The 15,125-nt window shown below is 72.4% G+C and carries 14 protein-coding genes; 7 read left to right on the top strand and 7 right to left on the bottom strand.

The features are described 5' to 3' along the window. Positions 1-99 precede the first annotated feature (99 nt). Positions 100-1,458, top strand: a complete 1,359-nt coding sequence (locus ACFY1E_RS36505) for a PucR family transcriptional regulator (RefSeq protein WP_389083980.1) — start codon at positions 100-102, stop codon at positions 1,456-1,458. A gap of 45 nt (positions 1,459-1,503) precedes the next feature. Here the strand turns inward: ACFY1E_RS36505 and ACFY1E_RS36510 are convergent, their stop codons facing one another. Next, positions 1,504-2,478, bottom strand: coding sequence for a zinc-binding alcohol dehydrogenase family protein (locus ACFY1E_RS36510; RefSeq protein ID WP_389083983.1), 975 nt, complete (start codon positions 2,476-2,478; stop codon positions 1,504-1,506). A gap of 164 nt (positions 2,479-2,642) precedes the next feature. Between ACFY1E_RS36510 and ACFY1E_RS36515 the strand changes: the two genes are divergently transcribed. Further along, positions 2,643-2,978, top strand: coding sequence for an ArsR/SmtB family transcription factor (locus ACFY1E_RS36515; protein ID WP_389083985.1), 336 nt, complete (start codon positions 2,643-2,645; stop codon positions 2,976-2,978). Positions 2,979-3,038: 60 nt separating this feature from the next. Further along, on the top strand, positions 3,039-3,668 hold the full coding sequence (locus ACFY1E_RS36520) for a hypothetical protein (RefSeq protein ID WP_389083988.1): 630 nt from the start codon (positions 3,039-3,041) through the stop codon (positions 3,666-3,668). Here the strand turns inward: ACFY1E_RS36520 and ACFY1E_RS36525 are convergent. Next, positions 3,641-5,053 (bottom strand): purine-cytosine permease family protein, encoded by a 1,413-nt coding sequence (locus ACFY1E_RS36525; RefSeq protein ID WP_389083991.1) that lies wholly within the window; start codon positions 5,051-5,053, stop codon positions 3,641-3,643. The genes ACFY1E_RS36520 and ACFY1E_RS36525 overlap by 28 nt on opposite strands. A gap of 169 nt (positions 5,054-5,222) precedes the next feature. Between ACFY1E_RS36525 and ACFY1E_RS36530 the strand changes: the two genes are divergently transcribed. Next, positions 5,223-6,194: a DMT family transporter gene (locus ACFY1E_RS36530; protein ID WP_389083993.1), complete on the top strand. Its 972-nt coding sequence runs from the start codon at positions 5,223-5,225 to the stop codon at positions 6,192-6,194. On the opposite strand, the gene ACFY1E_RS36535 is transcribed toward ACFY1E_RS36530, so the two are convergent. The 5 genes from ACFY1E_RS36535 to ACFY1E_RS36555 all read right to left on the bottom strand — a co-directional run bounded on the left by ACFY1E_RS36535 (position 6,082) and on the right by ACFY1E_RS36555 (position 9,173). Further along, complete coding sequence (locus ACFY1E_RS36535) at positions 6,082-6,975, bottom strand: LysR family transcriptional regulator (protein ID WP_389083995.1); 894 nt, start codon at positions 6,973-6,975, stop codon at positions 6,082-6,084. The genes ACFY1E_RS36530 and ACFY1E_RS36535 overlap by 113 nt on opposite strands. Beyond that, positions 6,975-7,373, bottom strand: coding sequence for a PLD nuclease N-terminal domain-containing protein (locus tag ACFY1E_RS36540; RefSeq protein ID WP_389083998.1), 399 nt, complete (start codon positions 7,371-7,373; stop codon positions 6,975-6,977). The genes ACFY1E_RS36535 and ACFY1E_RS36540 overlap by 1 nt, the downstream gene beginning before the upstream one ends. Positions 7,374-7,471: 98 nt before the next feature. Then, positions 7,472-7,612: a hypothetical protein gene (locus tag ACFY1E_RS36545; RefSeq protein WP_389084000.1), complete on the bottom strand. Its 141-nt coding sequence runs from the start codon at positions 7,610-7,612 to the stop codon at positions 7,472-7,474. A 5-nt stretch (positions 7,613-7,617) separates the two neighbouring features. Next, a complete protein-coding gene (locus tag ACFY1E_RS36550; RefSeq protein ID WP_389084003.1) occupies positions 7,618-8,538 on the bottom strand; it encodes a pyridoxamine 5'-phosphate oxidase in 921 nt (306 codons plus the stop codon). Then, positions 8,535-9,173, bottom strand: a complete 639-nt coding sequence (locus tag ACFY1E_RS36555; protein ID WP_389084005.1) for a hemerythrin domain-containing protein — start codon at positions 9,171-9,173, stop codon at positions 8,535-8,537. Before ACFY1E_RS36555 ends, ACFY1E_RS36550 begins: the two co-directional genes overlap by 4 nt. 213 nt (positions 9,174-9,386) lie before the next feature. Here ACFY1E_RS36555 and ACFY1E_RS36560 point away from each other — a divergent pair, with 213 nt between their 5' ends. The 3 genes from ACFY1E_RS36560 to mqnP are packed head-to-tail and all read left to right on the top strand — an operon-like array spanning position 9,387 to position 15,119. Continuing rightward, positions 9,387-12,719, top strand: coding sequence for a BTAD domain-containing putative transcriptional regulator (locus ACFY1E_RS36560; RefSeq protein WP_389084008.1), 3,333 nt, complete (start codon positions 9,387-9,389; stop codon positions 12,717-12,719). A gap of 49 nt (positions 12,720-12,768) precedes the next feature. Next, complete coding sequence (locus ACFY1E_RS36565) at positions 12,769-14,220, top strand: menaquinone biosynthesis decarboxylase (RefSeq protein ID WP_389084010.1); 1,452 nt, start codon at positions 12,769-12,771, stop codon at positions 14,218-14,220. Further along, complete coding sequence (mqnP, locus tag ACFY1E_RS36570; protein ID WP_389084013.1) at positions 14,217-15,119, top strand: menaquinone biosynthesis prenyltransferase MqnP; 903 nt, start codon at positions 14,217-14,219, stop codon at positions 15,117-15,119. Before ACFY1E_RS36565 ends, mqnP begins: the two co-directional genes overlap by 4 nt. Positions 15,120-15,125: the final 6 nt, after the last annotated feature.

Here is a 15,125-nt window from a genome sequence, read left to right on the forward strand (position 1 = left end):
ACTCTGCTGTGGCCGAAACACGAGGGCAACGTGCGGAAAGTACTCTCCGGGCATCCCGCCGCCGGACGAACTGTCCACGCGCCGTCCCTGGAGGTGCCCGTGGCCGCACTCACCCTCCGCGAAGTCCTGGACCTCGATCCCGTCCGCGCCTCCGAGCCCGCCCTCCTCGCCGGCGAGGGCGCCCTGGACCGCCCCGTGCGCTGGGTGCACTCCAGCGAGGTGTACGAGGGCGCCAACTTCCTCGACGGCGGAGAACTGCTGCTCACGAACGGTTTCGGCCTGATGGACGCCGACGAGGAGGTCCGCCGCCGGTACGTCCGCGAGCTGGCCGCGCGGGGCGCCGCCGGGCTGGCCGTGGAGGTGGGCCGCTCACTGCCGCAGATGCCCCCCGAGGTCGTCGACGAGGCCTGCCGCCTGGGCCTGCCCCTGCTGGCCCTGCACCGGGTCGTGCCCTTCGTACGCATCACGGAGGCGGCGAACCGCGCGATCGTGACCCGGGGGCTGTCGGGGCGGTCGGTGCTCCGTCCCTGGGGCGGCGACCACACGGCGGCCCTGCTCGCCGACCTGGCCGACCGCGCGGCCCTCAACCAGCCGGAGGTCGAGGCACGGTCCGCGCTCGCCGGGTTCCACCCGGGGCCGGGCGCCCGGCTCATCGGCGTGTCGGTGCACGGCACGCGCGAGGTGGGCGCCGTGGACCGGGCGGTACGGCTGCTGGGCGGGGTGGCGGTGCTGCGGGCGCCGTTCCCGGGGGATGTGCTGGCACTGCTCGCGCTGCCCGGCGACGGCGGCTTCCGCTCCGCTGACCCGGTCCGTGCCGTACAGGAGGCCTTCCGTACGGCAGCGGACGCGGGCCTCACCGTCGCCGTCGGGCACGCCGTCGACGCGGGCAGCGGCTGGCTGCGCTGGAGCGACACGCTGCGGGCCGCCCGTACGACGCTGGAGCTGGCCCTGACCGTGCCGGCGGCCGAACCGTCCGCCCCCGAGGGCCCGTTGGTCACCTCCGCCCGCGCGCTCGCATTGGAACGGGAGCTTACCCGCGGCGGTATCGACACCAACCGCGACCGCCTCGACCGGCTGGTCCAGCACACCCTGGGTCCGCTGCTGGCCTGGGAGGCGGCTCACCCCAGCGACCTGGTCCGCACCCTGGAAGTCCATCTGCGGCACGGCTGCTCCCCGACCCGGACCGCGGCCCTGCTGCACATCGGCCGCCAGTCGCTCTACCAGCGACTGGAGCGGATCGAGTCCCTGCTGGGGCTTGAGGTCGACGATCCGGACCTGCTGGGGGAGTTGCTGGCGGCGGTGTGTGCGCATCGGGTCGTGCGGGGGCGCTCCGCGCGGGGTGGCGTGATGGGCCGTCGGTCGGGTGCGGCGCCGTCGGGGCTGGTCGCGACCCGCGGCGGCGGCGCATATGGACACGGCCCCGCGCCCCTTTCGGGGCGCTTTCCCACCGCAGGGTGACCTGGCTCGGGCCGTTGTACGGGCATGTCCAGCCCCGCCCCGCCCTCAGCCGCTCACCCGCAGCAACAGCTTCCCGGTGCTGGTCCGTGTCCCCATCAGCCGGTGCGCGTCCGCCGCCTCCTCCAGCCCGAACTCGGCGGTGACCGGCAGCGACACCGTGCCGTCCACCGCCTTCGCGAAGGCCCGTTCGGCGAGGGAGCGCAGCTCGCCGGGGGCCGTCTGTGCCAGCGTGAGGATCGAGAAGCCGCCGACCGACACCCCGGAGGGGTAGAGCTCCGGCTGTCCGACGTGCCACGCCGGCGCCGAGCTCGCGTTGCCGAAGGAGACGAGGCGCCCGAAGACCGCGAGCGAGGCCAGGCTGCCACGGAACGTCTCGCCGCCCACCGGATCGAGCGCGAGGTCGACGCCCCGGCCGCCGGTCGCCTCCCGTACCGCCTCGGCGAACTCGCCGACGAACACCTCGTCGTAGCCGTACTCGCGCGCGTACGCCGCCTTGGCCGCCCCCGACACCACCCCGTACACGGCTCCCGCCCCGGCTGCCTTCGCCAGCTGTCCGACCGCTGTGCCGACGCCGCCCGCCGCACCCTGCACGAGCACCGTCTCACCCGGCTGCAGCCGGCCCACCGCGTGCACCAAGGCGTACGCCGTCGGCAGCACGGTCGGCAGGGTCGCCGCCGTGCGCAGGCTCACGCCTGCCGGGACCGGGAAGACGGTCGAGGCGTTCGCCAGTACGACGTCCGCGTAGGCGCCGCCCTCCGTCAGTGCCGTCACCTCCTGGCCGACGGACAGGCCCGTGACCCCCTCGCCGAGCGCGCGGATGCGCCCCGACGCCTCCAGGCCGGGCACGAAGGGAAGCTGCGGCACCCGGTAGCCCTCGCCGCGTGCCTTGAGATCGGCGAAGTTCACCCCGGTGTACGCCACGTCGAGGCTCACCTGGCCCGGACCGGGCTCGGGGACCTCCGCCTCCACGACCTTCAGGACCTCGGGACCGCCGTACTCCTGGAACTCCACCGCGCGCATGCCACACCACCCATGACTGTTCGGTCCACGACTGCTCCATGGACTGTTCAATGGACTGTTCAATGGAAAGCGAACAGTCGCGAGTGTATGATTCTCATCGAACACTCTGCAAGATGTGAACCCGGCAGGACGTGAACCTCGGCAAGGCGTGGAGGGAGACCCGCGTGGCGCAGCGCACCGGTCATCGGACCGCCCCCGAGCACACCCACCCCGACGACGTCTCCGTGCAGACCGCTCTCGCCGCGCTCGCCGATCCCGTACGCATCAGCCTCGTCAGGGAACTGGCGGGCTCGGCGGAGTGGTCGCGCAGCTGCGGCAGCTTCGACGTGCCGGTCGGCAAGGCGGCGCTCAGCCATCACTTCATGGTGCTGCGGGGCGCGGGCCTGGTCGAGCAGCGCGACGAGGGCCCCCGGCGGGTCAACCGGCTGCGCCGGGCGGAGTTCGAGGCCCGCTTCCCGGGGCTGCTGGACCTCGTCCTGCGGGACGAACCGACGGTCTGAACCTCTGCGCCCCCTCCCGCGTCACAGTGCTGACGCCAACGCAGGGGGACGGAGGGGGACATGGGCAGCAACCGCACCTGGGTCGCATCGGCCGGAGCGAGCGTCGCGCTGATGGTGGCCGCGGGCCTGTACGTCCAGGCCATGGGGGCCGGACACACCGACGGAGGCCTCAGGGCGGACCCGGACCGGATCAAGTCGGCGGTCGCGGACCGCACTTGTGCCGGCACCCGCCCCGTCGGTAGCCTGCCCGACCGCGACGACGGCACCCCGCTGACGCGTGTGGTCGTACACGTCGACGAACTGGCCCGGAAGAAGTACCCCGACGTCTACACGGGCCTCTCCGTCGACGAGGAGCACCGATCGGTCGACGTCTGGCGCATGCCCTCAGCCGCCTTGGACGACGCGATCTGCCGGGCGGCCGTGCGGGGCGTGACCGTGCGGCTGCACGACACCGACGTCGGCGGAAGGACCCTGCACGCCCTCTCCGACCGGATCGGCGACGACATGGACCGCTGGGACGGCACCTTCGAGATGCGCGAAGTAGCCGCGGACGAAAGGGGTTTCGTCCTCGTCGGGGTCGACGACCCCGACAAGGCGGAACCGATCCTGAGGAAGGCCTACGGCGAGCACAACAGCCGGTACATCAGGGTCGAGCACGCGGATCAGGCGGAACCGCTGGACGCCGGCTGAGCCTTCGCCCGCCGCAGCACCGCATACAGCCCCGCGCTCACCACGAACCCGACCACCGGAGTGATGTCGCCGAAGGACGGCCAGTGCTTCGGTACGTAACCGACGTAGTCCTCCTGGTTGGAGAAGAGCGGGACGGACACCGCGACGCCGATCAACAGGGCTGCAAGGCCCGGCCAGTTGGTGAAGGAGCGGTCGCTGAGGCGGGCGGCCAGCTCCTCGTCCGTGGCCGTGCGGCCCTGCAGCCACCGCTCCACCAGGACGACCCCGAGCCACGGCGCCACCCAGTACGCGATGACCAGCAGGAACGCCTCGTACGCCGACCCCGCGTCGGACAGTGACGCCCACGCGGCCGCCGTACCGGCGACACCCGACACCACGACCAGCACGCTGCGGCTCAGCCAGGTGGGCAGCCTCAGGCCGAAGGAGGCGATGGAGATGGCGCCCGAGTAGATGTTGAGGGCGTTCGCGGAGATGCCGCCGAGGATGATGGCGAGGAGCACCAGATCGCCCAGCCAGCCCGGGAGGTGTCCGGTGAAGGCCGCCGTCGGGGTGGCGTCCTTCGGGGCCACGATGGTCGCCGAGGCCGCCCCGATGACCGCCACGAGGGCGACCGACACGAACAGGCCGACGGCCGGGTAGAGGACCGTCCTGAACCGGTTCGCGGTGCGCGGCAGATAGCGGGAGTAGTCCGTGGCGTACGGGTTCCAGCCGGCCGCGTAGCCCCAGGCCGCGCTGAAGGCGAGGAGGAAGCCGCCGATGCCGCCGCCGGTGCCGCCCCCGGCGAGGTCCGCGTCCTTGAACGTCCACACGCCCGCCAGCAGGAAGATCACCGCGAGGGCCGGGAAGGCGTACTTCTCGAAGGTGTGGACGAAGTTGTGGCCGATGAAGCCGATCAGGATCTCGGCCACGACCACCAGGAGGAGGGAGGGCAGCGGGCGCAGGCCCGTCAGCGTGTTCAGGGCGAAGGCCGCGCTCACGCTGTTCACCGCGAACCAGCCCACGCCCGCCACCAGGCCGTTGGCCGCGGCCGGCAGGATGTTGCCCAGGCGGCCGAAGGAGAAGCGGCCGATCACCATCTGCGGCACACCGAACCGCGGCCCGTCCAGGGACAGCACGCCCTGCGTGATCGCGCCGAGCGCGGTGCCGAGCACGATGGCGGCCGTGGCCTGCCAGAAGCTCAGGCCGAAGAACAGCACCGAGATCACACCGATGAAGACGGTCGCGAACTCGATGTTCGGGGACGCCCAGGTCCACAGCAGCTGCAGTGGCGAGCCATGGCGTTCGGCGTCGGGGATGGGCTCGGAGCCCGCCGTCTCGACGGCGATGACCTTGTCACCGTATGCGGGGGCGAGGGTGCCGGAGGAGTCGGCGGGAGCAGTCGTCATGCGAGGTAAGTGTCCGGTTCCGGCCGGTCCGGGCACAGGGGCGCACTGTCCGCTTCGGTGGGCCCTGCGGCGTACAAGCTGTAGGCATCGGCGCCGCCGATGACCCCATCGGCAGGACGCCCCACTGGCGCGTGGACCCGCACCACCGCCCGCTCGTAGCGTCCAGGACATGAACACGCAGAGCAAGTCCGCAGAGAGCAGGGGCGTCGCCCAGCTGATGACCGCCATGGTGCTGTCCGGCACCCTCGGCGTCTTCGTCGTCGAGTCGGGCGCCTCGCCTTTCGATGTCGTCTTCTTCCGGGTCGTCTTCGGAGCCCTCGCGCTCGGCTCCTACGTCCTCGCCCGCGGCTGGCTCCGGGACCACGGCTTCACCCCGCGCACCCTCGGACTCGCCGTCCTCGGCGGGGTGTTCATCGTCTTCAACTGGGTGTTCCTCTTCGAGTCGTACCGGAACACGTCGATCTCGGTCGCCACGGTCGTCTACCACACCCAGCCGTTCTACGTGGTCCTGCTCGGCGCCCTCCTCTTCCGCGAGCGCCTCACCGCCGCCAAGGTCGGCTGGATCGTGCTGGCCTTCGCGGGCCTGATCCTGGTCTCGGGCGTCACGCCGTCCGACTTCACCAGCGGCGGCACCTATCTGACGGGCGTGGGCCAGGCCCTCCTCGCCGCGCTCCTGTACGGCCTGTCCACCCTGGTCACCAAGCGCATCACCGGCGTCCGCCCGCACCTCATCGCCCTGGTCCAGGTCCTCGTCGGGATCCCGCTGCTGCTCCCCTTCGCCGACTTCGGCGCGATGGCAGGCACCGGCTGGGACTGGGGCTGGCTCGTCGGGCTCGGCTTCATCCACACCGGCGTGATGTACGTCCTGATGTACGCCGCCTACGCCAAGCTGCCGACCTCGAAGATCGCCGTCCTCGCCTTCGTCTACCCGGCGGTCGCGATGGTCATGGACTGGGCGGTGTACGGCCACCACATCGGCCTCGTCCAGGCACTGGGCGTCCCGCTGATCGTGCTGGCCAGCCTGAAGGTCACGCTTGCCCGGCCTCTTCGGACACCAGCTTCCGCGCCTGCTCGAGAAACAGCCGGACGTGCGCCGGAAGCCGCTTCCCGGCCCGCCACGCCAGTTGGGTCCGAAGCGTGAACGGCGGCTGCCACGGCAGCCGTACCAGAGCCCCCTCGGCGAGTTCGGCGGCGACCGTCACCTCGGGCAGCAACGAGACCCCGAGGCCGGCCGCCGCCGCGCGTTTGGTGGCCTCGATCGTCCCGAACTCCATGAAGTCGACCGGCTCGCCGGCGGACTTGAGTTCCCGTTCGAACAAGTCCCGGTAGGCGCAGCCCGGTTCGGTGGCGAGGAGGGACTGCCGTACCAGCTCGTTGGTGCCGAACTCCCGCCCCGCGAGGGCGTGTCGGGGCGCGGCGACCAGCGCGAGCGGCTCCTCGCACAGCACCACGCTCTCCAGGCCGGGGTGCTCCGTCGCCTCCTCCATCAGGAAGCCGAGATCGTACGTGCCCTGCCGCAGCGCCTGCCGGGTCTCGTCGCCGATGGTGGTGCGCAGGGAGAGCCGCACCTTGGGGTAGCGGTGGTGGAAGAACTCCAGCAGCGGCGGCAGCCGGTACGAGGTCAGCGACTCCATGGTCCCGACCACCAGCGAACCGGCGGGCTCCTCGGTACCGGCGACCGCGGCCCGCGCCTCCTCGGTGAGCTCGATGATCTGCCGGGCGTAGGGGAGCAGCCGCTCACCCGCCTCCGTGAGGCGGATCCTGCTGCCGAGCCGGTCGAACAGTTCCGTGCCGAGGGAGGACTCCAGGGCCCGTACCTGGCTGGTCACGCTGGACTGTGCGTACTTCAGCTCGGCCGCGGCCTGCGTGAAGCTCAGCACGGTCGCGACCTTCTCGAAGGTGACGAGCAGCCGCAGCTCCATCAGTCCGCCTTGGGGTCCTCGCCGCTCTCCCGCCGCCGCAAGTCCTCCTCGCGACGCCGCAGATCGGCCTCCCAGTCCTTGAGGAGCGCCTCGTCCTTCTTGTTCTCCTCCTTGAGGGACTTCAGGAACTCGGGGTTGTCGTCGGGCGCGACGAACTGGGTGCGGTGGTTGCGGTGCCACTCGGAGGGCGTGGATCCCCCCGCCGGGACGGGCCCGCGGTACTTGCCCGCGACCAGCCAGGCGATCGGCCCGACCAGCACCTCCCCGAACAGCAGGATGATGATGACCCAGACCACCTTGGGCAGCCCGCGCACCTGCTCCTCAGGGGTGTTCAGGCAGTCGATGAAGGCATAGATCCACAACGCCAGGACCAGCAAATACGGCAGATACCTGATCATGGTGGTGCGATCCCCCAGAAGACGGTGGCGGGGCGCTGCACGGCCCCGGTGACGGGGTCAGGGTAGCGGGTGGCCGCAAGTCCTCCCCCGTCCGCCGGTCAGTGGTGGGGCGAGCGCATCACGTGCCGGATCCGGTCGGTGTTGGGCAGCCGATGGGGCCGGTGTGGCCGACGGCCGAGGGCCCGGACGCCGGCCGCGACACCGGTCGCGACGCCTGCCGTAAGGACGAGGCCGCTCACGGCGGTCATCGTGGGGCGGCCAGTGCCCGGAACGCCTCCCACCGCACCCGCGGCCGGGGCAGGCCACGCCGTTCCAGATAGCGCGCGGTGGCCCGCTTGGTCCGGCGCAGCACCCGTACCGCGTCGGTCGGGCGGCCGGAGCCCATCGGCTCCACCACCCGGCCTGGGACCAGCAGCCAGCCGTCGCCGGCCTGCCGCAGCTCTCCGCGCACGAGCGTGTTCTGCATGTGGTTGAGCCGCTCGTCGTGCTGGTGCACCAGCAGCGAGGCGGGGCCGGCCGTCACGGCGCAGTCGGCGGGCACGGTCAGCGCGAAGCCCGCGTCCGTCGGCACCGGCAGGGTCCGGGCGAGCACGGGCGCTCCCGTCTTGTCGCGGGCCGCCAGCACCGCGCTCGGGTAGCGGGCGAGCTGCGCGGCCCCGAGCAAAGGCGCGGCGGGCTCCGCACCGGTGGCCGGTCCCTCCGCGAGCAGGGACGCCAGCGGAGGGCGTACGACGACCTGTTCCGGGGTGACGGTGATGAGCAGGCGCAGGTAGTACCACTCCATCAGCCGCTTGAAGCCGGGGGCGAGGTAGGAGCGGCTGTGCGGCTGCCGTTCGAAGAGCATCCGCCAGTAGTCCTCGGCGCCCTCCGGTCCCGTCATGATGTCGTCCGGGCACACGGCGAGGCCGCCGACGAAGATCTGCGGGGCGTCTTCGAGGCCGCTGCCGGTGGGGTCGGACCAGAGCAGGGCCACGCGCCCGTCGCGGCACACGTTCAGCGCCTTCTGCGCGAACGCCAGGGACGTGGTCAGCAGCAGCGTCCCGTCGTCCTTGCGCCGGACCGCGGCGGGCCAGGCCGGTGGTGCGCCGTCGCGGCCGAGCGTGACGAACTCGCAGGTCCGGTAGGCGTCCAGGGTGTCGAGGGGCGCGGAGTCGAGCACGCTCACCGGCCCGTCCCCCCGTCCAGTGGGCCGCGCAGGGCACGGCAGGACGCGGCGTACTTCCGCCGGCCGACGAGCCGCCACATCAGGCGGCCGAGGAGCGGGGCCCGGCCGAGGAAGTAGGCGCGCTCCTCGGGCGTCGCGTCCTCCAGGATCGCGCCGACGGCGAGCAGCACCTTGTCCTTGGGCAGCCCCTCAAGACCGCGCCGGCCCACCAGCTCCCATTCGGCGACGCTCAGATGCTCGGCGACCAGCGGCAGCACCAGCCGCTCCTCGTCGTCGAGATGATCGAGGAGCACCGTATGGTGCTCGCTCAGCGCCAGGGCCAGTTCCTCCCGGGCGATGGGGCTCGCCTCCCGCAGCCATGCGGGCAGCCACTCGGCCACCACCGCGAGGGTCCGGTCGATGCGCTGGTGCTGTTCCTCCATCCGCTCGACCAGCGCGCCGTCCGCGCCCCGCGCGTGCAGCAGGGGCCAGATCAACTCGTCCTCGAGGGCGTGGTGATGGTGCAGCCCCATGACGTAGTCGTCCAGGTGGGCCGCGACCTGTGCCGCGCGGGCGGTGCCGCCGTCCGGCACGGCCCGTACCAGACGGGGAGCCAGCGCCGACTCGCGCCGGAAGACCCGGTGGACGACCACCATCTCGTGTGTGTAGGGCCGTTGGCCCGAGGGTGCGGGAAATGCGGTACTGCGGGACACGCCTGCCTGCTCCAAGGATGAGGTTCCGATCAGGAACGCCCACCGTCGCGCGGCCGTCTTGGCGCCCACTTGGCATCGCACTTGGTGCGCCGCCGACCAGGGCGTTTAGCGAACCGTTAACGCTCCGCAACCACGGCTCGGGTAGATTCGCGCGGCGTGCTGCGCATACGTATACGAGTCCTGGGCTCCCTGGGCGCCGAGGTCGGCGGGCAGCCGGTCGAACTGGGCGCTCCCCGGCAGCGGGCCGTACTCGCGCTGCTGGTCGCGGCCGGCGGGCGGGTGGTGCCCGTCGACCGCATGATCGACGAGCTGTGGCGCGGGGTGCCCCCGGCCAGGGCCACCGTGTCCCTGCACACCTACGTGTCCCATCTGCGCCGCGTGCTGGAGCCGGAGCGGCTCCCGCGCGCCCCCGCGTCCGTACTGGTCACCTCCCCGCCGGGCTATGCCCTGCGGCTGCCCGCCGAGGCGGTGGACGCCTGGTGGTTCGAGACCCTGGTCTCCCGGGCCCGCAGCGCTCCGCCCGACCGGGCGAGGGATTTGCTGGCCGAGGCGCTCGGCTGGTGGCGGGGTCCCGCGTTCCTGGAGCACGCGAGTGAACCGTGGGCGGAGTCGGAGGTGGCCCGGCTGACCGAACTGTGCGCCCAGGCCCGCGAACTGGCCGTCGCAGCCGACCTGCGCACCGGACACCCGGCCGAGGCGGTGCCGGCGGCCGAAGTCCTCGTACGGCAGAGCCCGTTGCGGGAGGAGGGCTGGCGGCTGCTCGCCCTCGCCCAGTGGGCCTGCGGACGCCAGGGAGACGCCCTGGCGTCCCTGCGCCGGGCCGCCGCCGTGCTCCGCGAGGAACTCGGCTGCGATCCCGGGCCCGCCCTGGCCGAGCTCGAACACGCCGTGCTCAGCCGGCGGCTGGACGTGCTGCGCGCGGCCGTACCGCCCGCCCCGCTGGAGACCGCTGCCGCGCCCGAGGACGAGGGCGGACTCTTCGTCGGCAGGGAGGCCGAGCTGGGCGCCGCGGCCGCAGCCGCGCGGGACGCCCGGCGGGCGGGCGGTGTCGTCCTGGTCACCGGCGAGGCCGGAGCGGGGAAGTCGGCGCTGCTCGATCGGTTCGCGGGACGGCTGGAGGCGGCGGGGTGGACGGTGGTGATCGGCCGCTGCCCCGAGTACGAGGGCGCGCCGCCGGCCTGGGCCTGGGTGGAGGCGCTCGGCGCCCTGGCCGCTGTCGTGCCGCCGGCCCGCCCCGAGGAGCTGACCGCCCTGCTGCACGAGCCTCAGACGGTGGCCGCCATGACGCGTGACGAGGCCGCCGCGGGCCGCTTCCGTACCCACCTGGCCCTCGCCGCCTGGCTGCGGGACGCGGCCGCCGCACAGCCCCTCGCCGTCGTCCTGGAGGATCTGCACCGCGGCGACGGCGAGACCCTGGCCCTCCTGGAGACGGCCGCGCAGATCACCGGCGTACCCCTGCTGATCGTGGCCGGCTACCGGTCGGCGGAGGTCGGGGAGGACCTGGTCAAGACCCTCGGTCGGCTCGCCCTGCGGGCCCCGCGGCGCATCCCGCTCGGCGGCCTGTCGACCCGGGACGTCGCGACCGTGGTCACCGCTGTCTGCGGCGAACCCGTCGACGACGCCACGGTGACCGCGCTTGCCGAACGCACCGGCGGCAACCCCTTCTACGTCCTGGAGAGCGCCCGCCTGCTGGTCGGCGAGGGCGCTCTGGTGGCCGTGTCGGAGGTCCCCCAGGGCGTACGGGACGTGCTGCGCAGACGGCTGGCCCTGCTGCCGGCCGAGGCCCGCTCGGCGCTGCAGCTCGCGGCCGTCGCGGGGCCGGAGGCCGAGGTCGCCCTCCTCGTCGACGCGGCCGACGCCGACGAGGACACCGTGCTGGCGGGACTCGACGCCGCGGTGAGAGCGGATCTGCTGACCGAGCCCGCTCTCGGCCGGGTCCGCTTCGTGCACGCACTGGTCCGTGACACCGTCTACACCGACCTGTCCGGGGTCCGGCGGGCCCGTCTGCACGACCGTGTCGCGCAGGGACTGCGCCGCCACCGCCCGCACGACCTCGCGGCTCTCGCCTTCCACTTCGCCCGCACGGGCCGGACCGCGAACGCGCCCCTGGCCGTCGACTACGCGCTGCGGGCGGCCGAACTGGCAGAGCGACGGTACGCGCACGACGTGGCCGTCGAGCTGATCGAGCACGCCCTCGCGGCACACCGGGCGGCCGTGGCCGACCCCGACGCCGACCCGGACGACACGGTGACCCTCTACGTTCGGCTGCTGGCGGCACAGTTGCGGGCCGGGTCCACCGACGGTGCCCGGCACACCCGGCAGCGGGCGGTCGACCTCGCGGTGCGGGCCGGCCGGGACGACCTGGTCGCCGCGGTCTACGGCGCCTGGACCGAGCCCTCGCCCTGGCGCTCCCGGCTGGAGGGGCTCTTCGACCGCACCGCCCTGGCCCGGCTGGAACGGCTCGCCGACGACCCCGCGCTCGACGGCGCGACCCGCGCCCGGGTCCTGCAGGTCCTCGTCGACGCCGTCGCCGCCGAGGAGGCACCGCGGGCCCTACGGGCGGCGCACGCGCAACTGGCGCTGGCCCGCGCCGAGGGCGAACCGCGCCTGTTGGCCTCGGCGCTGATGACATCCGCCAAGCTGCTGCCGCACGAGGCACAGGGCGCATTGCGCACACCGCTCGTCGCGGAACTGCGCCAGCTGGCCGAGGCACACGACCTGCCGGCCTACCGCTGGGTCTGCGAGCACCTCGACGGCATGACCGCCGCGACCCGCAACGACCCCGACGGGCTGCGCCGGCACAACACCGAAGCCCTGGAACTGGCCCGCCGCTACCGCATGCTGTGGGCGCAGGGCATCGCCGCCGCGACCTCGGCCATGCTGGCCACGGTCACCGGCCGCTTCGACGAGGCGGAGGCCCGCTACGCCGAGGCCGACGGCCTGCTGCGGCGCGTGGGCGCCCACCACGCCACCGGACCCCGCACGCTGGGCCTGCTGACCATCCGGCTCGCCCAGGACCGGGCGGCCGACATCGAGGGGGTCTTCCGCGACCTCTACGCGGAGATCGGCACCCCGGTGGCGGTGGCGCACGCCCTGGTCCTGGCCCGACTGGGACGGCTGGACGAGGCGGCCGCGGTGTCGATCGCGCCGCGACCGGTGACGGACCACCTCTACGGCCTGGAGCTGGACTACCGCAGCGAACTCGCGGTCCTGCTCGGCGACACGGAGACGGCGGCCATGCTGATCCGGCACGTGCTGCCGATCCGCGACCAGTTCGCCGGGACGGCCGGTGCCGCCTATGCGACCCGGCCCCTCGCCCACGCCCTCGCGGACCTGTACCGGCTCCTCGGCGAGGACGGGGCCGCGGCCGAGAACTACGCGCTGGCCGAACGCGTCGCGTCCGCCTGGGACTCGCCGCACCGCCTCGCCGAGGCACGCCGCGCGGCCGCCCGGCTGACCGCCGAGCGGGAGCGCCGGCGAACCGCCTGAGGGCGGGGCGGGCGTCGGGGGTCCGAGGGGCTCGGCGATACTGGGACGCATGGCTTACGACGATCTTCGCTCCCTGCTCAGGGCACTGGAACGCGAGGGTGACCTCAAGCGCATCAAGGCCGAGGTGGACCCGTATCTGGAGGTCGGGGAGATCGTCGACCGGGTGCAGAAGGCGGGGGGCCCGGCGCTGCTCTTCGAGAACGTGAAGGGCTCCGCCATGCCCCTCGCGATGAACGTCTTCGGCACCGACCGACGGCTGCTCAAGGCCCTCGGGCTGAAGTCGTACGGGGAGATCAGCGAGAAGATCGGCGGGCTGCTGCGTCCCGAGCTCCCGCACGGGTTCGTCGGCGTCCGCGAGGCCTTCGGGAAGCTCGGCGCGATGACGCACGTACCGCCGAAGAAGGTGAAGGAAGCCCCCGTCCAGGAGGTCGTCCTCACCGGCGACGACGTGGACCTGGACCAGCTGCCGGCCCTCTTCACCTGGCCGCAGGACGGCGGGTCCTTCTTCAACCTGGGGCTCACCCACACCAAGGACCCGGAGAGCGGCATCCGCAACCTGGGCCTGTACCGGCTGCAGCGCCACGACCGGCGCACCATCGGCATGCACTGGCAGATCCACAAGGACAGCCGCAACCACTACCAGGTCGCCGCCAGGCGGGGCGAACGGCTGCCGGTCGCGATCGCCTTCGGCTGCCCGCCCGCCGTCACCTACGCCTCCACCGCGCCGCTCCCCGGCGACATCGACGAGTATCTCTTCGCCGGGTTCATCGCCGGCAAGAGGATCGAGATGGTCGACTGCAAGACCGTGCCGCTGCAGGTGCCGGCACAGGCGGAGGTCGTCATCGAGGGCTGGCTGGAGCCCGGCGAGATGCTCCCCGAGGGGCCCTTCGGCGACCACACGGGGTTCTACACCCCGCAGGAGCCCTTCCCCGCGCTGAAGATCGACTGCGTGACCATGCGGAAGCGGCCGCTGCTTCAGTCGATCGTCGTAGGCCGGCCTCCGACGGAGGACGGACCGCTGGGTCGTGCGACCGAGCGCTTCTTCCTGCCCCTACTGAAGATCATCGTCCCGGACATCGTGGACTACCACCTGCCCGAGGCGGGCGGCTTCCACAACTGTGCGATCGTCTCGATCGACAAGAAGTACCCCAAGCACGCCCAGAAGGTGATGCACGCGATCTGGGGGGCACACATGATGTCCCTGACGAAGCTGATCGTGGTCGTGGACTCCGACTGCGACGTCCACGACCTCCATGAGGTCGCGTGGCGCGCGCTCGGCAACACGGACTACGCCCGTGACCTCAGCGTCGTCGAAGGTCCCGTCGACCACCTCGACCACGCCTCCTACCAGCAGTTCTGGGGCGGCAAGGCAGGCATCGACGCGACGAAGAAGTGGCCCGAGGAGGGCTACACGCGCGACGGCGGCTGGCCCGAGATGGTCCTGTCCGACCCGGAGACGGCGGCGAAGGTCGACCGCCGCTGGAAGGAGTACGGCCTGTGAGCAGCGCCTCCGCCGCGATCCCGCAGCCAGGACGCACCAAGGCGTTCCTCCGCCTGGTGATGATCGAGCACTCGGTCTTCGCTCTGCCCTTCGCCTACATCGCCGCGCTCACCGCGATGTTCCAGTGGGACCGGAACATCCACTGGGGGCGGCTGCTCCTGGTCACCATCTGCATGGTGGGCCTGCGCACCTTCGCGATGGCGGTGAACCGGATCATCGACCGCGAGATCGACGCCAGGAATCCGCGGACGGCACAGCGGGAGCTGGTCACCGGCGCGATGTCGGTGAAGCACGCCTGGACCGGCGCGCTGATCGCGGTCGTCGTCTTCCTCGGCTCGGCGGCCCTGCTCAACCCGCTCTGCTTCGCCCTGGCCCCCATCGCGGTGATCCCGATGGTGGTGTACCCGTACGGCAAGCGGTTCACGAACTTCCCCCAGGCCATCCTCGGCCTCGCCCAGGCGATGGGCCCGGTCGGCGGCTGGCTGGCGATCAGCGGGGAGTGGTCCTGGGACGCGGTGATCCTCGGCCTCGCGGTCGGCATCTGGATCGGCGGCTTCGACCTGATCTACGCCTGCCAGGACGTGGAGACGGACCGCGAGATCGGCGTGATGTCGGTCCCGGCGCGCTTCGGCATCCCGGTCGCCATCTGGGTCGCGCGGGTCTGCCACGCCGTGGTGACGGCACTGCTCGTCTGGTACGCCGTGGTGACGGACGCGGGCGGCTTCTTCTGGGTCGGCCTGATGATCGTCGCGGGCGCGTTCGTCTACGAGCACAACATCGTGCGCCCGAACGACCTGTCCCGTCTGAACAGGGCGTTCTTCAGCGTCAACGGGTTCATCGGGATTGCCCTGTTCGTGTGTGCGCTGCTTGATCTTCTGGTTCGGGGTCTGACCGTGTAGTTACGG

Source organism: Streptomyces sp. NPDC001604 (assembly GCF_042893475.1).
Taxonomy (GTDB): Bacteria; Actinomycetota; Actinomycetes; order Streptomycetales; family Streptomycetaceae; genus Streptomyces.